Origin of the sequence: Kluyvera georgiana ATCC 51603 (assembly GCF_001654985.1) — a bacterium.
GTDB classification, from domain to species: Bacteria; Pseudomonadota; Gammaproteobacteria; order Enterobacterales; family Enterobacteriaceae; genus Kluyvera; species Kluyvera georgiana.
In genome coordinates this window covers 38,231-57,140 of record NZ_LXEU01000058.1, presented here as the reverse complement: position 1 = coordinate 57,140, position 18,910 = coordinate 38,231, and the positions used below count along the sequence as shown (strand labels likewise).

The 18,910-nt window shown below is 55.4% G+C and carries 14 protein-coding genes; 7 read left to right on the top strand and 7 right to left on the bottom strand.

Features of this window, described 5'->3' with window-relative positions; genetic code table 11:
- Positions 1-128 precede the first annotated feature (128 nt).
- From hemG to pepQ, 4 genes are read right to left on the bottom strand one after another with little or no spacing between them, the layout of a single operon-like run.
- Positions 129-662, bottom strand: a complete 534-nt coding sequence (hemG, locus tag M989_RS14610; RefSeq protein WP_064546517.1) for a menaquinone-dependent protoporphyrinogen IX dehydrogenase — start codon at positions 660-662, stop codon at positions 129-131.
- Between the two features lie 12 nt (positions 663-674).
- Positions 675-2,126 (bottom strand): Trk system potassium transporter TrkH, encoded by a 1,452-nt coding sequence (gene trkH / locus M989_RS14605; RefSeq protein WP_064546515.1) that lies wholly within the window; start codon positions 2,124-2,126, stop codon positions 675-677.
- Positions 2,127-2,168: 42 nt separating this feature from the next.
- On the bottom strand, positions 2,169-2,783 hold the full coding sequence (locus M989_RS14600; RefSeq protein ID WP_064546513.1) for an IMPACT family protein: 615 nt from the start codon (positions 2,781-2,783) through the stop codon (positions 2,169-2,171).
- Positions 2,783-4,114: a Xaa-Pro dipeptidase gene (gene pepQ, locus M989_RS14595; RefSeq protein ID WP_064546512.1), complete on the bottom strand. Its 1,332-nt coding sequence runs from the start codon at positions 4,112-4,114 to the stop codon at positions 2,783-2,785. Before pepQ ends, M989_RS14600 begins: the two co-directional genes overlap by 1 nt.
- Positions 4,115-4,305: 191 nt before the next feature.
- On the opposite strand from pepQ, the gene fadB reads away from it, so the two are divergent.
- Together fadB and fadA are read left to right on the top strand one after the other, a co-directional pair.
- The gene (fadB, locus tag M989_RS14590) at positions 4,306-6,495 is read left to right on the top strand and encodes a fatty acid oxidation complex subunit alpha FadB (RefSeq protein WP_064546511.1); all 2,190 of its coding nucleotides are present in this window, start codon (positions 4,306-4,308) and stop codon (positions 6,493-6,495) included.
- A gap of 9 nt (positions 6,496-6,504) precedes the next feature.
- Entirely contained in the window at positions 6,505-7,668 is a 1,164-nt protein-coding gene (fadA, locus tag M989_RS14585) for an acetyl-CoA C-acyltransferase FadA (protein WP_064546509.1), read from the top strand.
- 119 nt (positions 7,669-7,787) lie between these two features.
- Here the strand turns inward: fadA and M989_RS14580 are convergent, their stop codons facing one another.
- Complete coding sequence (locus tag M989_RS14580; RefSeq protein WP_064546507.1) at positions 7,788-8,768, bottom strand: LacI family DNA-binding transcriptional regulator; 981 nt, start codon at positions 8,766-8,768, stop codon at positions 7,788-7,790.
- Positions 8,769-9,145: 377 nt separating this feature from the next.
- Between M989_RS14580 and M989_RS14575 the strand changes: the two genes are divergently transcribed.
- The 5 genes from M989_RS14575 to M989_RS14555 are packed head-to-tail and all read left to right on the top strand — an operon-like array spanning position 9,146 to position 16,577.
- Positions 9,146-10,492, top strand: coding sequence for an FAD-dependent oxidoreductase (locus tag M989_RS14575; protein ID WP_064546505.1), 1,347 nt, complete (start codon positions 9,146-9,148; stop codon positions 10,490-10,492).
- A 9-nt stretch (positions 10,493-10,501) separates the two neighbouring features.
- Complete coding sequence (locus M989_RS14570) at positions 10,502-11,797, top strand: Na+/H+ antiporter NhaC family protein (protein ID WP_083965168.1); 1,296 nt, start codon at positions 10,502-10,504, stop codon at positions 11,795-11,797.
- Between the two features lie 14 nt (positions 11,798-11,811).
- Positions 11,812-13,962: a hydantoinase/oxoprolinase family protein gene (locus M989_RS14565; protein ID WP_064546503.1), complete on the top strand. Its 2,151-nt coding sequence runs from the start codon at positions 11,812-11,814 to the stop codon at positions 13,960-13,962.
- Between the two features lie 9 nt (positions 13,963-13,971).
- Positions 13,972-14,607 (top strand): hypothetical protein, encoded by a 636-nt coding sequence (locus tag M989_RS14560; protein WP_064546501.1) that lies wholly within the window; start codon positions 13,972-13,974, stop codon positions 14,605-14,607.
- Positions 14,607-16,577 (top strand): heparinase II/III domain-containing protein, encoded by a 1,971-nt coding sequence (locus M989_RS14555; RefSeq protein WP_064546499.1) that lies wholly within the window; start codon positions 14,607-14,609, stop codon positions 16,575-16,577. Before M989_RS14560 ends, M989_RS14555 begins: the two co-directional genes overlap by 1 nt.
- A gap of 32 nt (positions 16,578-16,609) precedes the next feature.
- On the opposite strand, the gene fre is transcribed toward M989_RS14555, so the two are convergent.
- Together fre and ubiD are read right to left on the bottom strand one after the other, a co-directional pair.
- Entirely contained in the window at positions 16,610-17,311 is a 702-nt protein-coding gene (gene fre / locus M989_RS14550; RefSeq protein ID WP_064546498.1) for an NAD(P)H-flavin reductase, read from the bottom strand.
- Between the two features lie 86 nt (positions 17,312-17,397).
- Positions 17,398-18,876 (bottom strand): 4-hydroxy-3-polyprenylbenzoate decarboxylase, encoded by a 1,479-nt coding sequence (gene ubiD, locus M989_RS14545; RefSeq protein WP_064546496.1) that lies wholly within the window; start codon positions 18,874-18,876, stop codon positions 17,398-17,400.
- Positions 18,877-18,910: the final 34 nt, after the last annotated feature.

Genomic DNA, 18,910 nt, shown 5'->3' with positions numbered 1-18,910 from the left:
GGCGGCTTGTTTGCCGTTGTTCCGTGTCAGTGGGGCCGCATTATAGGGAGAAATTGAGAACCCGCAAGCAGAAATATAAAAAAAACTTTTGCTCGCTCACTTTCCAGGCAACATGCCGAATTCACACCCTATTTGTGCGAAAGTTGCACGATTTCTTTGGCGAAATCGGCCACCTGCCCCCAATCGGTATAAACCACTTCTTTACTGGTATCCGTTTCACCACCGGTCATCTTCATAATTAAACGAATCATAAAGCGATCGAACCAGCCGTAGCGTGGATAACGTAGCGCCCCGGCAAAGACCGCGCAGGCATCCGGTTGCCATGGCGAGCGCAGCAGGAACTTGCGCGTATAGCTGTTCGTCTGCGGTGAACGCTTCTCCGGCTTGCGCGCCACCAGGTTTACCGCAAAGAACGCACTCGGTATCGCCTGCAGCGCCGCCGCATGTTTTTTCACGAAACGATCAAGGGCCGGATGGAAATGCCCATAGCGAATAGACGCACCGATAATCACGCGATCGTACTGCGTCCAGTCCACATTGTCCGTCCGATTCAGATCCACCATTGCCGTCTCGACATCCAGCTCGCTGAGCTGCGAACAGAGATAAGCAGCAATTTCACGCGTCTGCCCATCACGGGTAGAAAAGAGCATTAATGTTTTCAACGCCGACTCCTGTTATTCGCGCCAGAATGTTGGGGTAAACAGCACCAGCAGCGTAAAGACTTCCAGACGACCAAACAGCATGTTCGCGATCAGGATCCACTTCGCCACCGGGTTCATGCTAGCAAAGTTATCTGCCACCACGCCCAGCCCTGGCCCCAGGTTATTCAGCGTCGCCACCACGGAAGCAAACGCCGAGAAATCGTCGACGCCGGTGGCGATGATCGCCAGCATGCTAATAATGAAGACCAGCGCATAGGCGGAGAAGAATCCCCATACCGCCTCAAGAATACGTTCCGGCAGCGCACGGTTGCCCAGCTTAATACTGTAGACCGCGTTCGGGTGAACAAGGCGCTTAAGTTCTCGGTTCCCCTGCTTGAACAGCAGCAGAATACGAATCACCTTCAGGCCACCACCGGTTGAACCGGCACAGCCACCAATAAATGCAGAGCATAAAAGAAGAACCGGTAGGAACAGCGGCCAGCGCGCGATACTGTCGGTCGTAAAGCCGGCGGTGGTCGCCATCGACACCACCTGGAAGAAGGCCTGGTTGAGCGTTGTCACCGCCGAAGCATAGATATTATGGAACCACAGCACCAGCGTACAGATCACCACCAGCGTCAGCTGCACGCCGATAAACATACGGAATTCCGGGTCGCGCCAGTACACCTTCAGACTACGCCCGCTTAATAAAGAGAAGTGCAGGCCGTAGTTACAGCCAGAGATCAGCAGGAAGATAGCAATAATGGTGTTAATCGTCGGACTATCAAAGAAACCCACGCTGGCATCATGCGTCGAGAAGCCGCCGATCGCGATAGTGGCAAAACTGTGGCCGATCGCATCAAACGCCGGCATCCCGGCAAACCACAGCGCCAGCGCGCAGGCTACGGTCAACAGAACATAGATAAGCCACAGGGTTTTCGCCGTTTCAGCGATACGCGGGCGCATCTTGTTGTCTTTTAGCGGCCCGGGCATTTCTGCTCTGTAGAGCTGCATCCCCCCGACCCCGAGGATAGGCAGAATTGCCACCGCCAGCACAATGATCCCCATCCCGCCGAACCATTGCAGCATTTGCCGGTAGAAGAGTATCGCGTGAGGTAATGAATCCAGCCCCACCAGCGTGGTCGCCCCGGTGGTGGTTAAGCCAGAGAACGATTCAAAGAACGCATCGGTCACCGTCAGGTTCGGCTGCTCGGAGAAGATAAACGGCAGCGCACCCACGCTGCCCAGCACCGTCCAGAACAGAACGACAATCAGAAAGCCTTCGCGTGATTTCAGCTCGCGTTTTTCACGACGGTTTGGCCACCACAGCAGGGAACCAATCACCAGCGCGACGAAAAAGGTCTGGGTAAATGCGCGCCCGGCGCCATCGCGGTAAATCAAAGCCACTAATCCCGGCAGGATCATTGTCCCCGAGAATAAGATGACCAGAAGTCCAACAATTCGAGTAATGGCACGAAACTGCATGTCCGGCGCGTCCTTTGATAATCAATAAAGTCAGGAGGGGGATTATTCGTCAATCGCTAACAAATGCAATGAACCACGGCTAAAATCGGCCAGCCTTGCGGAAAAATCCGCCACTTTCGCCTGCGGAAGCGCCACGCGAAGCTGTACCGAGGCCTGATAGTCGCTGTCGACTATCTGTCCCGCATATTGCTCCACCAGCCCCTCAACGCCCGCCAACTGTCCGTATTCGCATAACAGAGTATATTCGGTTAACGGCACCTTGATCTCTGTCGCCAGCAGATTCAGCGCCTGCTGCACCCCGCCGCCATAGGCTTTCACCAACCCACCGGTACCCAATAAGATACCGCCGTAGTAGCGCACCACTACGGCGGTAATTTCACCAATGCCGCTGCCCATCAGCTGAGCGAGCATCGGTTTACCGGCCGTACCCGCCGGTTCACCGTCATCAGAGAAACCCAGTTGCTGCGAGTCGTCCGGCCTACCCGCTACCCACGCCACGCAATGGTGACGGGCATCCGGGTGTTCAGCGCGAACCGACTCGACGAACGCTTTGGCCGCTTCCACCCCGTCGGTATGCGCCAACAGGGTGATAAAACGGCTCTTCTTGATCTCTTCAACGAAGGTGACCGGCTCCGCCGGTATTCGCCAGCTTTCCATTACGCCAGCTTCAGGTCACGCGTCATATTTTCGATATTGTTCTCGTGGATCACCACGTTATCTTCAATACGAATGCCGCCAAACGGCTTCAGCGCTTCGATTTTCTGCCAATTGAAGTGCTTGCTGAACTGGCCTTCGCGCCACGGCGCAAGCAGAGATTCAATGAAGTAGATACCCGGCTCAATGGTCAGCACCATACGCGGCTCCAGCACTCGGGTGCAGCGCAGATACGGATATTTAGACGGCGCTGCCAGGTGCGTACCGCTATCATCCTGCATAAAGCCCGCAACATCATGTACCTGCAGACCTAGTGGGTGACCAATGCCGTGTGGCATAAATGGCCCGGTCAGATCGTTGTCGACCATGGCTTCTTCACTCATGTCGGTGACGATCTGATGTTTACGCAGCAGTTTGGCAATGCGCTGATGGAACTGAATATGGTAATCCACATAGCTCGTCCCCGCTTTTATGGTGGCGATCAGCGCCAGTTGCTCGGCGTTAACGTCTTTTACCAGGTGCGCGTAGTCGTTATCGCTGTGCGCCGCCCAGGTACGGGTCAGGTCAGCCGCGTAGCCGTTATACTCCGCCCCGGCGTCCAGCAGGAAGCTGCGCATTTCGGATGGCGCGCGGTGATCCAGCTTGGTGTAGTGCAGCACGGCCGCATGTTCGTTCAGCGCCACGATGTTGCCGTACGGGACATCGGTATCACGGTGGCCGGTGGCGGTCAGATAGGCCTGGTTGATATCAAACTCGCTCATGCCGGAACGGAACGCTTCTTCCGCGGCACGGTGGCCATTCACCGCCATCTTCTGCGCTTCGCGCATGCACGCCAGTTCGTAATCCGTTTTATAGGAGCGATAGTAGTGCAGGTAATCAATAACCCCTTTTGGGTTGATATTGTTCGCCGCAATGCCAAGACCCAGCGCACGCTCCGGAACCGGACCGATATAGCCGATATTGCCGCGGGCAGCGGGCAGCTGGCTGCCGATACCGTCTGCTTTCGGCAGTGCGATAACTTCAACATCCTCCGTCCAGAATGAGGTCGGCAGGGGTTCAACGTTGTGCCAGTAATCTACCGGCAGGTAGAACCACAGCTTAGGTTTATTGACGCCATCCACCAGCAGCCAGCAGTTAGGTACCTGAGTCACCGGCACCCAGGCTTTAAACTGCGGGTTAACCTTGAACGGGTACGCGTGGTCATCCAGAAAAACATTCATCAGCTCGCCAGAGTGGATAAGCAGCGCATCAAGCTTAAAACGCTCGAGTGCGTTACGCGCCCGCTCTTGTAAGGTAACAATATGATTTTTATAAAGTGCGGCCAGTGATTCCATTATTTACCCTTCTGAATTTATTGCCCTTTAGTCCCCGCATAGTAGCACACCTCACTGATCCTGCGTGATTTCCCCCGGACGTGATCCGACCAGCAAATATTTAAAGACTCATTTGCATTTATTTAACACAAAATACACACTCGAGCTTATCTGGTATGACCAGATCATATTGCTTGATTCAGGAGACTGACATGCTCTACAAAGGCGACACCCTGTACCTCAACTGGCTGGAAGATGGCATTGCCGAACTGGTGTTCGATGCCCCTGGCTCAGTTAACAAGTTAGATACCGCAACCGTAGCCAGCCTCGGCCAGGCGCTCGACGTCCTCGAAAAACAAAAAGAGCTGAAGGGGCTGCTGCTGCGCTCTGAAAAGGCGGCCTTTATTGTCGGCGCGGATATCACCGAATTCCTTTCGCTGTTCCTGGTACCAGAAGAACAGTTCAGCCAGTGGCTGCATTTCGCCAACAGCGTGTTTAACCGTCTGGAAGATCTGCCGGTCCCGACGATTTCCGCCGTTAACGGCTATGCGCTGGGTGGCGGCTGCGAATGCGTACTGGCGACCGACTACCGTCTGGCCACGCCGGACCTGCGCATCGGCCTTCCGGAAACCAAGCTGGGCATTATGCCAGGCTTTGGCGGATCCGTTCGTCTACCGCGTCTGTTGGGCGCCGACAGCGCGCTGGAAATCATCGCCGCCGGTAAAGACGTCGGTGCCGAACAAGCGCTGAAAATCGGTCTGGTCGACGGCATCGTCAAACAGGAAAAACTGTTCGACGGTGCGCTGGCGGTCCTGCGTCAGGCGATTAACGGCGACCTCGACTGGAAAGCGAAACGCCAGCCGAAACTGGAACCGCTCAAACTCAGCAAAATTGAAGCCACCATGAGCTTCACCATTGCAAAAGGCATGGTGATGCAGACCGCGGGTAAACACTATCCGGCGCCGATCACGGCGGTGAAAACCATCGAAGCGGCAGCCCGCTTTGGCCGTGAAGAAGCGCTGAATCTGGAAAACAAAAGTTTTGTTCCACTGGCCCATTCTAATGAAGCCCGTGCGCTGGTCGGCATTTTCCTCAACGACCAATACGTAAAAGGTCAGGCAAAGAAACTGACCAAAAACACCGAACCGCCGAAACATGCTGCCGTGCTTGGCGCGGGCATCATGGGTGGCGGGATCGCTTACCAGTCCGCCTGGAAGGGCGTGCCGGTGATCATGAAGGATATCAATGAAAAATCGCTGACTCTCGGAATGACGGAAGCCAGCAAGCTGCTCAACAAACAGCTGGAGCGCGGCAAAATCGACGGTCTGAAGCTGGCCGGAGTGATCTCCACCATTCAGCCGACGCTGGATTACGCCGGTTTTGATCGCGTTGACGTGGTTGTTGAAGCCGTCGTGGAAAACCCGAAGGTCAAGAAAGCGGTGCTGGCAGAAACCGAGCAGAAGGTGCGCCCGGATACCGTGCTGGCTTCTAACACCTCGACCATTCCCATCGGCGAGCTGGCCGATGCGCTGGAACGCCCGGAAAACTTCTGCGGTATGCACTTCTTTAACCCGGTGCACCGTATGCCGCTGGTTGAGATCATCCGCGGCAAGAAAACCTCAGATAGCACCATTGCGAAAGTCGTCGCCTGGGCGAGCAAGATGGGCAAAACGCCGATCGTGGTCAACGACTGCCCCGGTTTCTTCGTCAACCGCGTCCTGTTCCCGTACTTTGCTGGCTTCAGCCAGCTGCTGCGCGACGGCGCGGACTTCCGCAAGGTTGATAAGGTAATGGAGAAACAGTTCGGTTGGCCGATGGGTCCGGCCTATCTGCTCGACGTGGTCGGTATTGATACCGCCCACCACGCGCAGGCGGTGATGGCGGCCGGTTTCCCGCAGCGTATGCAGAAAGATTATCGCGACGCTATCGACGCGCTGTTTGAAGCAAGCCGCTACGGTCAGAAAAACGGTCTGGGCTTCTGGCGCTATAAAGAGGACAGCAAAGGTAAGCCGAAGAAAGAAGAAGATGCCACGGTGGACAGCCTGCTGGCCGACGTTAGCCAGCCGAAGCGCGACTTCAGCGACGACGAGATTATTGCTCGTATGATGATCCCGATGGTCAACGAAGTGGTGCGTTGCCTGGAAGAAGGCATCATCGCCAGCCCGGCGGAAGCCGATATGGCGCTGGTTTACGGCCTGGGCTTCCCTCCGTTCCACGGCGGCGCTTTCCGCTGGCTGGATACGCTCGGCAGCGCGAAGTATCTCGATATGGCGCAGCAGTATCAGCACCTTGGCCCGCTGTACGAAGTACCGGCCGGTCTGCGCGACAAAGCGCGCCATAACGAAGCGTATTATCCCCCGGTTGAGCCAGCCCGCCCGGCTGGTGAGCTGAAAACGGCTTAAGGAGTCACGATGGAACAGGTTGTTATTGTTGATGCAATTCGTACCCCAATGGGCCGCTCGAAAGGGGGCGCATTCCGCAACGTGCGCGCCGAAGATCTCTCCGCACACCTGATGCGTAGCCTGCTGGCACGTAACCCGGCGTTGGAAGCGGCAGCCATCGACGACATCTACTGGGGCTGCGTACAGCAGACGCTGGAGCAGGGTTTTAACATCGCCCGTAACGCGTCGCTGCTGGCGGAAATCCCGCATTCTGTACCGGCAGTCACCGTTAACCGTCTGTGTGGTTCCTCGATGCAGGCCCTGCACGATGCGGCGCGGATGATCATGACCGGTGATGCGCAGGTCTGTATGGTCGGCGGCGTAGAACACATGGGCCACGTGCCGATGAGCCATGGCGTTGATTTCCACCCGGGTATGAGCCGCAACGTGGCGAAAGCCGCGGGGATGATGGGCCTGACGGCGGAAATGCTTTCCCGTATGCATGGCATCAGCCGTGAAATGCAGGATGCCTTCGCCGCGCGTTCCCACGCACGTGCCTGGGCCGCCACGCAGTCTGGGGCTTTTAAGAATGAAATCATTCCTACCGGTGGCCACGACGCGGATGGCGTGCTCAAGCAGTTTAACTACGACGAAGTGATCCGTCCGGAAACCACCGTTGAAGCGTTATCCACTCTTCGTCCCGCATTTGACCCAGTTACCGGTACGGTGACCGCAGGGACCTCTTCCGCTCTCTCCGATGGCGCCTCTGCCATGCTGGTAATGAGCGAAAGCCGCGCCCGCGAGCTGGGATTAACCCCGCGCGCGCGTATCCGCTCAATGGCGGTGGTCGGCTGCGATCCGTCGATCATGGGCTACGGTCCGGTTCCGGCCTCGAAGCTGGCGCTGAAAAAAGCGGGTCTGAGCACAAGTGATATCGATCTGTTTGAGATGAACGAAGCCTTTGCCGCGCAGATCCTGCCGTGCATTAAGGATCTGGGGCTGATGGAGCAGATCGACGAGAAGATCAACCTCAACGGTGGCGCGATCGCCCTGGGCCACCCGTTAGGCTGTTCCGGTACGCGTATCACCACCACCCTGCTTAACCTGATGGAACGCAAAGACGCGCAGTTTGGTCTGGCGACGATGTGCATTGGCTTAGGTCAGGGTATTGCGACGGTTATCGAGCGCGTATAAAAAACGCGCCCCAGCAGCAATGCTGGGGCATGCAGTATCTTTGCCGGGCCAGTCACCATCCGGCCTATAGTACAACGCAGTTTAGTTGCCGTTCTTCCCGCCTGTCAGGGGCGGGTTTTTTACTTTACCGAACTGCCACGCACCACCAGCTTCACCGGAAGGAACAGATTTTCAGCCGGTTTATCCTCTAGCAGCAAACGCAGCGCTTCACGCCCTAACTGCTGTTTATCAACCGCGATGGTCGTCAACGGCGGCTGTGACCAGGCGGCGGCCTCAATATCATCAAAACCCACCAGGGCAATATCTTCCGGGATGCGGAGGCCACGCTCAGCACAGAGCCGCTCCACCACCAGTGCGGCTGCATCGTTGTAGGCAAATATCGCGTCCGGCGGCTCGGGCAGAGTAAGCAGCTCATTCACCGCCTCAACCAGAGATTGTTCAGTATCCAGCAGCGGGGGCGCTATCGCTTCATACTCAGGCGGCATGAGTAAACGCGCTTCGTATAACGCCTGCCTGTAGCCTTTTTCGCGCTGACGAATACTGTAATGGGCAAGAGTGCTGGCCAGAAACGCGATGCGACGACGCCCCTGGTCAATCAGGTGTTTGGTCGCCAGATACCCCCCCTGGGTGTTATCCGGATTCACACACGGCAAGCCCGGCGCCCATAAATCCACGAGCACCAGCGGCAGCTTCATTTGCTGAATCAACGCAAGGAGTTCTGGCTCAAAGAAGCCCGCACAAATCAATGCGTCCGGTTGATGAACTCTAACCTGTTCGCTGACCGCATCGCCGGGCCCAATCGAGAGAAAGCTCAGCGCAATGCCCTGTTCACGGCATAAATCTTCGATGCCCAACAGCAGCTGCGAGTAAAACGGCAGCGCCCGGCTGATGTTGTGCTGCCGATGCAGCAGGAACAGCACGCGTTTAAGCTTTTCACTTCGCAGGCGGGAGAAATCGTAGCCCTTTTGTTCCGCCACCGAAATAATGCGCAGCCGCGTGTCTTCACGCAGACCGGGTTGCCCTTTCAGCGCCCGAGAAACCGCACCAACTGAGACGCCACAGGCCTCGGCAATATCTCTAACTCGCACTGGTTTCGTCATTTCGCTCTCGTTAGTTATCCATCGTTTAAGGCAATCCAGACGCCCTATCGGCGACACCGATCCCATTCTAACCGTTTCATCATTTATGGAACACCCGCAACGGCCAGCGTGTGATTAAGGTAGAAGTTGTCTAACGCGAATGCTTTATTAACATAGGCTTTTTACTGTTTACTAAACTAATGCAACACTGCCATAAACCACGTGATAGAGCTTAGGAAAATACATACTAAAGCCATAATAAAGGCAGGATCACAAAAAATTACATAGTTTAATAAAAATAGTGACACTGTTCACATTCGCCTCTTTACCGGCTATACACCTGTTCAATTAGTCATCAGGATAAATGCGACTCTTCTTGTTTAGTAAAAGGTAATTAAATGGAACAGTTTGATGTCGTGATTGTGGGTGGCGGTTTTTCTGGCAGCATCGCGGCAATCGCCGCCGCGCGCTGTCAGGCGAAAACGGCTATCGTTGAAGCCAGTGCTTGCCTGGGGGGCTCGCTCACCACCAACGGCGTAAACCCGATGATGACGTTTCACGCCGGTGAAAAGCAGGTTATCAGGGGGATCACAGAAGAACTCATCGCCCGCCTGAAAGCACAGGGCAAATCGCCGGGGCATGTCCGCGATCCCGGACACTTCACCACCACATACACGCCGTTCGACGCGGAAGCCATGAAGCATGAGCTTGAATTGATGCTGCTGGAAGCTGGCGGTACCGTGCTCTATCACGCCACATTAGCTAATGTGACGCGTAACGATCGGAAAATCGAGAGTATCACCGTCTGCACCCGTTCCGGGCTAATGACGCTGAGTGCAAACGTGTTTATTGATGCGAGTGGTGATGCCACCCTGGCCGCAGCGGCGGGGATCCCCCTGATCAAAGGGCGCGAATCAGATGGCAAATCGCAGCCAATGACAATGACCCTGAAAATGGCCAACGTGGATCGCGAAAAACTGCGCGCCTGGATGCTGGAGCATATTGCTGAGCTCAACAATCACTATCAGGCTGAAGATGTCAGAACCGCTGAACGCCTGGCCTGCCACGGCTTTATCCGTGAACTGGCAGAGGCCAAAGCTGCATGCGAAATCACCATTCCTCGCGAAGATGTCCTGTTCTTTGAAACCAATAACCCTGGCGAGTTTATTTTCAATACCAGCCGTATTCTCGATCACGATGCGACGGATCCATGGAGCCTGAGCCATGCGGAATTTGTCGGCCGCCAGCAGTGCCGCGAACTGGAAAGCTTCGCCAGACGCATTATTCCCGGTTTTGAACAGGCCATCGTCGTTTCGACCGGCCCGTCGGTGGGCGTACGCAGTTCCTGCCAGATCAAAGGGTGCTATCGCCTCACCGCCGACGACCTGTTAAAGCAAACGCACTTTACCGACACCATTGCCATTTCCGGCTATCCCATTGATATCCATAGTCCTGATGGCGAAGGCACAGAGCATGGCACCCTGCCGTTTGGCGGGATGTACGGCATTCCCTGGCGGACGCTGATCGCCACGGAAGCCGATAACGTCATCGTCGTAGGGCGGTGTATCTCCGCAACCTTTGAGGCGCAGGCGGCTATCCGCACCACGCCAACCGTTGGGGCTATCGGGCAGGCTGGAGGCATTGCCGCCGCGCTGGCCGCCAGTGAGAAAATCGGCGTACATCAGGTATCCATTGCGCAGTTACAGGATGCCATTCGTCAGCAACAGGGTTATCTCGACTTCTGAGGAATTTACATGGATATGCTACACATCATCAGGATCTGCGCGATTCTGGTTATCTTTTTGCTCTTTTCGGGCCTTATGATGACCCGGAAAATGCCCGCCATTCTGGCCTTGCCCGTCATGGCAATACTGATGCCGCTGGTCGCTGGCGTACCGATTTTTAGCGAAGACAAATCAACCTTCACCATAGCCAACAACGTGTTGACGCAGGGCTCGCTCCGCCTGGGGGCGACAATCGTCGCGCTGATTTTTGGGGCATGGTTTGGCGAGGTGCTGAAAAAGGTGGGTGTCACTGAAGCGCTGGTCCGCAAGGCCGCAGAGCTTTCAGGCGATAAGCCGCTGACGATGGCGATTGTCTTTTTCATCATCGGTACGGTGATCTTCTCCTCCAGCGATGGCCTTGGCATGGTCATTTTAGTCGGCAGCATTATTATCCCCATCCTGCTGACCGCCGGACTTTCACCGCTGACCAGCTGTATTGTGCTGCTGGCCTGCCACGCGCTGGGTAGCCTGTTTGCCGTCAGCGGCTGGGCGCTTATGCACGATCTGTACGGTATTCCAGTCGCCGACATGGCACGCTATGCGACGATATTCGCCATCCCGGCAGCCATTATCTATATCACCATGGTCGTGTGGATGGTGAAGCGTGATGTCGTCGTGCGTAAGGCCTGGTCGATGCCAGTTGCAGACAACCTCAGTAAACGCAAACAGGTTAATCCTCTCGCGCTTATTTCTCCGCTGGTACCGGTCATCATCATTTTCGCGTTTAAAATCGAAGTGGTTCCAGCCATCGTGCTGAGCCTGGTAATTTGCCTGCTGCTGGCGATGCCAAAACGCCCCACCCACGTGCTGGTCAGCAGCCTGGTTGAGGGTATTCAGAACGTGGCCGGGGCGATTGGTCTGATGGTCGGTATTGGTATTTTACTCAATGCTGTCACCGCGCCGCAGGTCAGCCTGGTGTTGAAACCGTTAATCGAATCCATCATTCCCGGCTCGCCGCTCACCTATATTTTATTCTTCTCAATTCTGAGCCCGCTTGCGCTGTATCGTGGCCCGCTAAACAGCTACGGCCTTGGCAGTGGACTGGGGGTTTTAATGCTCGGCGGCGGCCTCTCTCCGCTAGCGACAATGCTGGCGCTGCGTTCTGCGTCGCTGGTTCAGGGCCTGTCAGATCCCACCAATACCCATAACGTCTGGTCATCGGATTTCGCGAAGGTCGATGTGAATGAAATTCTGCGTAAAACCTTGCCGTGGGCGATGGTGGCAGTTCTGGTTTCCATGTTAATGGCAGGCTACATCGCCTTTTAAAGCAAGGAGCAATTATGACAGGCAAAACGTATCGTATAGGGATCGATGTTGGGGGCACCTTTACCGACGCCGCCATCATTGATAACGATAGCTTCGAACTGGTGGCGAAAAAGAAAATTCCCACCACTCACCATCATCCTAATGGTGTGGCCCACGGTATCATCACCATTATTCACCAAGTGCTGGACGAGAACGGTATTTCACCACAGCAGGTGAGCTTTATTGCTCATGGCACCACTCAGGCAACCAACGCATTGCTGGAAGGGGATGTGGCAAAAGTGGGTATTATCGCCATGGGTAGCGGCCTTGAAGGGAAAAGCGCGCGTAAAGAAGCCTGTATTGATGATATTCCGTTAGCTGATGGTAAATTCCTCCATACCTTTAATACCTTTCTGGATACACGTCAGCTCACTGATGATGCCATTCGCGCGGCGATCAATACGCTGCGCGAACAGGGCGCCGAGGTGATTGTGGCGTCCGAAGCCTATAGCGTTGACGATCCAACCAACGAACTACGGGTCATGGGAATTGCCGATGAGATGGGACTGTGCGCGACAGGCGGCCACGAGATTACTCAACTGTATGGTCTGAAGACCCGCACCCGCACGGCAGTGGTGAATGCCAGCCTGATCCCCCGCATGCTGGAAACCGCCAACATGACCGAGCAGGCAATTAAGGAAGCGGGTATTGCTTCACAGCTGATGATCATGCGCTGCGACGGCGGGGTCATGAGCATTGACGAAGTACGCAAACGCCCCATTCTCACCATGCTTTCCGGGCTGGCTGCGGGCGTGGCAGGGGCGCTGATGTATGAGAAAGTTTCCGACGGAATTTTCTTTGAGGTTGGCGGTACCAGCGTTGATATTTCGGTGATTAAAAACGGCAAGGTCATGATCCAGAATGCGCAGGTGGGTGGACACCGTACCTACTTGCGCTCCCTCGACGTCCGCACGCTCGCCGTCGCGGGCGGCAGCATGATGATGGTTGAAAACGATAAAATCGCCATGACCGGCCCGCGTAGCGCCCATATCGCGGGCTGTGAATACGAGTGCTTTATTGCCGAATCCGCTTTCGGCGATCATCCGGAATTAACGTTCATCAGCCCACGGCCGGGCGATCCGCAAACCTATGCCGTGGTGACCGGCGCGGCAGGAAAACGCTATGCGCTTACGCTGGCTGGCGCCGCCAATTTACTGGGATACGTGCCAGCAGACGACTACGCCGCAGGCAATATCAACAGCGCGCGCCTCGCCTGGCAACTGCTGGGCGATCACCTTGGCTGTAGTGCCGAAGAGGCCGCACGGCAGGCGCTGGATATCGCCATTGATAAAGTGATGGTCGTGGTCAATGAAATGATTGCTGAGTACAAACTGGAGCGCCATTTCATCACCCTCGTTGGCGGCGGCGGTAGCGGCTGCATCCTGGTACCAGCGATGGCCGAAAAAGCGGCCATGAAATACCAGAATGCCAACAATGCGCCGTACATTTCCACCATTGGGGTCGGGATGGCGATGGTGCGCGAAATGATTGAAAAGAGCGTCGTTAACCCAGGCGAAGCGGAGATCAAAATGATCCGCGCCGAAATTATGGAGCGCATCGTCCGTTCCGGGGCGAACGAAGCCACCGTCGATATCAACATCGAGATCGACAAACAGAAAAACGTGCTGCGCGCGATTGCTACCGGTGCGACAGAGCTCCGACAGAAAGAGAGTATTAACGAGACCTTACCACTAGCGCAGCTACAGCAGATTGCCGCCGAGTCGGTCAATTTGACGCACACCGTCACCCAACGCGCCTGCCAGACCGGGCGCTGGCATTTGTTTGAGGGTGTCTGCGAGCAGAAGCGCTTCTTCGGGTTACTCAAAAAGCAGCAGCGCCGCCTGAGTATGCTGGATCGCGAAGGCGTGGTGAGGCTAAAGAAAGAGAACGCCAACTGGTTGGTGTGCAGCCGTCAGGAAATGAACTCGCGATTTGCCGATTTTCTGGACGATAACACGCGTTACTCCGAAGCCAATGCGGCAATACCGAAAACCTTTCTTTTCTGGAAAGAGAAAATGCTCGATCTCACCGGCACCCAAACGAAAGAACAAATGCTATCGATTATTGAAATGGAGCTGGATGTGGTCGAACCCGAGCAGGACGTTATCGCCATCGCCTGGCAGTAAGGAGTGGAAATGGAACGCGATGAATTGAACCGGACGCTGGCCTGGCTGGATCTGCGAAACGATGCGGTATTTAACAAAATCCCGCCAGACCGTTATCGCTATTATCTCGACAATGCTCTGGCAGCAGGCGCTGCAGCAGCACGGGAGTTTGCCGGACAATCCATTCGCACGCTCTATCAGCAATACGATATTGACATCCAGTTTGATAAGGGCGACGGACTGTTCTTCACCGTCCAGTTCCGCGCCCAATTCGAATTCAGCGAAAAGAAAGCGATTCGTCGTGTCACGCTGTATCGGCCCTCGCTCGAGAGTTTACAGGCTAGCAGCGGGCTACCACTCGAGAAAATCATCGACATCCACCTGGCGCACGAGTTTTTTCATTTTCTCGAATACAACCGTAAGCAACCCGTGGGGGAAAGCCTCGAAAAAGTGTGTAATGTTGTGCTGGGGCCGTTACGCCGTTATTCCACCGTGGCCGCAACCTCAGAAATCGCGGCCCATCATTTTTGCCAGTTGCTGAACGACCTGCCATTTTATCCGACCTATTATGACTTCCAGTGGTTGGTGGAAAGCGGGAAACAAACACGGCAGCAGCGGGATGAGCTGTTCGCCGCCTCGCTGCAAGAAATACGGCAGAACACCTGATGCGACAATTTACGCCACAAGAACAGGCGACGCTGATTCAGCGCGCCCGTCAGCAACCGCACATTATTCAACGCCTTATCGCCGATAATGACGTCGTACTGAATCATCCACTTTGCGTCCCGCAAACCGGCATCGCCACCTGGGGGCACTATTACTTCTGCCCACAACATGGCGTAAGGCTGCAATGGGATCGTGACAGCCCTCAGGCCCACCAATGCCCGGTTGATAAGCAGATATTTACCGGGGAGCCTTTCCACGGCGCGTGGTGGCGTATGATGAATGGTCATAATTGCCGCGCAAGCTATCAGCTCGGGCTATTATGGCTGCTCACTCAGGAAGCGCATTATGCGCAGCGTGTACGGCAAATTTTACTCGCTTATGCCCGCTACTACCCTGCTTATGAAGTTCACGGCGGCATTCCCTGCAATGGGCCGGGTAAAATGAACATCCAGACGCTTTGCGAAGCCAATTGTCTGCTGGAGCTGGCAAAAGGGTACGATCTGATCCGTGCGACCCTCACTCGCCGACAGCAACGTTTTATTGAATCCCGACTGCTGCGACCGGGTGCCGAGTTCTTGTATCAACATCGGGAAAACCAACTCCACAACCATGAAGTGAAAGTGAACACCGCCATCGCGGTACTGGGGCTTTTACTGGACGATGCGTCTCTGGTGGACTTCGCCGTTAATGAACCGTATGGCTTACGTTGGCAGTTACAACAGGGTTTATATACCGAAGGGCTGTGGTTTGAAGGCTCGGCCCATTATCACTTCTACGTTCTGCAAGGCTATTTTGACTGGGAAAAATTCGCTCGTGGTACTGGCTGGAGCCTGATGGCGGAAGGCCTGTATGAACGCATGCTCGATTTCCCTCTTAATCTGCTTACCCCCGACGGCACATTCCCGTTCATTAACGATGCCGTAAGCGGGCAAAATACGCTGCATCATGATGATATTTATGAATTTGCCTTTAAACATTACCGTAAACCGGCTTACGCCGCCGCCCTTAAGCGCATTTATCAACATCAGTCACGGGATAACCTCGACGCTTTCCTGTATGGCGTCGACGATTTGCCAGAGGATGTCGCGCTACCCTGCGAAAATGTTGTCCATGCACCAGGAAGCGGGTTGACGTTGATACGCCAGCTGGCGCACAACCATGCGTTACTGGTTAAGCACATGCCTTTTAGCGGCGAGCATGACCACCATGATTACCTGGCAGTGACGCTGTGGATGAAAGGCCATGCGGTGCTGCCGGATCTGGGCACCACCGGTTATGGCGCGGATCTGCACCGGGACTATTATAAAAATAGCGCCACCCATAACTCCCTAAGCGTAAACCTGACTAACGCCCCACCGGCACGCCCTCAAACACAATGGGTTCGCCACACGCCGGATACCCTCCACCTGGCCTGTTACGTTGACTGGTCTAACAAACTCTCCCCGTTGCCGAGTTTTTCGTTAACGGAGTGGGATGATATAGCCTGGCGAGATATCGCTTTTCATCGCCATCTCATCATTCATGACGGGCTGATTTTTGATATTGCCCGCATAAGCAACCCACATCGGCAAGCGCTGTACTGGACGCTGCACATCGACGGTACACCAGATGCCGCGTATCAGGGGCGCTCTGCCCGCCTCGGGGGGCCACTAAAACGCCTGAAGAATGTAGTTTACTCATCGCTCGCGGGAACAGTCACTCGCCGCTATGACACGCCAGCAGGCAGGTTCACTCTCTGGCTCGCGGGTCAGGGCACACTGTATGAAGGGGATGGGCCAGCCAACCCGGCAATTAGCGATTTGCGTTACCTGGTCAACCACAGTGACGCACCGCATGTGAATATCGTCGGCTGTTATTGCCTGGATTCGCAGGCTGAAATAGAAAAACTGTCCGTGTGCTGGGAAGGGGCGTGCTGCAAAATAACGTATCAGCGTTGTGGTCAGCAGCAGTCGCTGACCATCAACGTCTAAACGCGCCGGGACAAACCGGCGCACTACGCAGGTCAGATAAAGGCAAACGCATCGCCGAACAGGCGGTCTTCACGCGCCTGACGTTCATTGCAGAACAGATCACGCGCGATTTTCGCCATTTCAAAGCGGCCAGCGATATAGATATCGTGCTCTGCCAGCGTACCGTAATCCTGCAGCACCGCGGTGAGCACCGTACCAGAACGCCCGCGCCACTCTTCTTCAGGCTGCTCAACCACCGGCACTACGCGCAGGTTAGGATGATTCACCGACAGTGCTTCCAGCTCGGAGAGATCGTAAAGATGCTTCTCTTCGCGGCCACCCCAGTAGATCGCCACGTCGCGATTCGGGTTACGCGCCAGCGCGGTCAGCAGAATGGAGCGTACGTAGGAGAAGCCCGTACCGCCGGCAATCAGCACCAGCGGACGATCGTCTTCATCACGTAACCAGGCTTCGCCGTGCGGGATATCTACCACCACTTCACGGTCTTTGAGGATGCGGTCCATCACGGCCATTGCGTACAGGTTCAGCTCAGAAGCACCAATGTGCAACTCGATAAACGCCTTTTCATCCGGCGTTGAGGCCATGGAGAACGGACGCTTATCGCGCTCGTCCATCACCACCATCAGATACTGTCCGGCACGAAATGAGAAGGCAGCTTCGGGTACTAAACGAACGCGATATACCGTATCGGTAATGGCATCCACCGAGGTCACTTTACAGCTTAAGGTTGTCATGCGCTCCCTCTGTCGGGTCTTTTCCCCCATCCTCATTCACGCGGTCGGCGCAACGTCCACGGCGTGAAATCTTCCGGGGTGGGTTATCATTTATTGTCGGGAAATATGGCCAGCTCGTCCCAGATCTCATCAATACGCGCCGTAACGGCGGGATCCTTCTTAATTGGACGGCCCCATTCGCGCTGGGTTTCCCCAGGCCATTTGTTGGTGGCGTCCAGCCCCATTTTCGACCCCAGGCCGGAAACCGGCGAGGCGAAATCCAGATAATCAATCGGCGTATTCTCTACCAGCACGGTATCCCGCGCGGGGTCCATACGGGTAGTGATCGCCCATATCACATCGTTCCAGTCACGTGCGTTAACGTCATCATCGCAGACAATCACGAATTTTGTGTACATAAACTGGCGTAAAAACGACCATACGCCCATCATTACGCGTTTTGCGTGCCCAGCATACTGTTTTTTCATCGTCACGACGGCAAGGCGATATGAACACCCTTCCGGCGGCAGATAGAAATCGACGATTTCCGGGAACTGCTTTTGCAAAATAGGCACGAAGACTTCATTCAGCGCCACGCCCAGCACCGCCGGTTCATCCGGCGGACGCCCGGTATAGGTGGAGTGATAAATCGCGTCTTCACGCTGGGTAATGTGGGTGACGGTAAACACCGGGAAGCTATCCACTTCGTTGTAGTAACCGGTGTGATCGCCATAGGGTCCTTCTGGCGCCATTTCGCCCGGCTCAATGTAGCCTTCGAGGACAATCTCGGCGCTGGCAGGCACTTCCAGATCGTTGGAAAGACACTTCACCACTTCCGTTTTCGTCCCGCGTAGCAGACCGGCGAACGCATACTCAGAAAGCGTGTCCGGCACCGGCGTCACCGCGCCCAGAATGGTTGCCGGGTCAGCACCCAGCGCGACCGATACCGGGAAACGTTCGCCCGGATGCGCAGCACACCACTCCTGGAAATCGAGCGCGCCGCCGCGATGCGACAGCCAGCGCATAATCAGTTTGTTTTTGCCAATCACCTGCTGGCGATAGATACCCAGATTCTGCCGCTCTTTATGCGGACCACGGGTTACCGTCAGGCCCCAGGTAATAAGCGGTGCCGCATCTTCTGGCCAGCAGGTCATCACCGGAATACGTGAGAGATCGACATCGTCGCCGGAGACGACTTTTTGCTGGCAAGGCGCACCGCGCAGGCGCTTGGTCGGCATGTTCAACACCTGTTTGAACTGCGGCAGTTTATCGAACAGATCGCGGAAGCCTTTTGGCGGCTCCGGTTCTTTCAGGAAAGCTAAGAGTTTACCCACTTCACGCAGCGCGCTGACGTCCTCTTGTCCCATTCCCAGCGCCACGCGCTTAGGTGTGCCGAACAAGTTGCACAGCACCGGCATATCATAACCTTTAGGATTTTCAAACAGCAGCGCTGGCCCACCGGCACGCAGGGTGCGATCGGCAATTTCGGTAATTTCCAGATGGGGATCAACCGGGAGGCTAATACGTTTTAGTTCACCCTGCTGTTCGAGTATGGTCAGAAAGTCGCGTAGGTCATGGTATTTCATGGGGTAATTCTTGGCCTCCTGGTAAGCGCCCTAG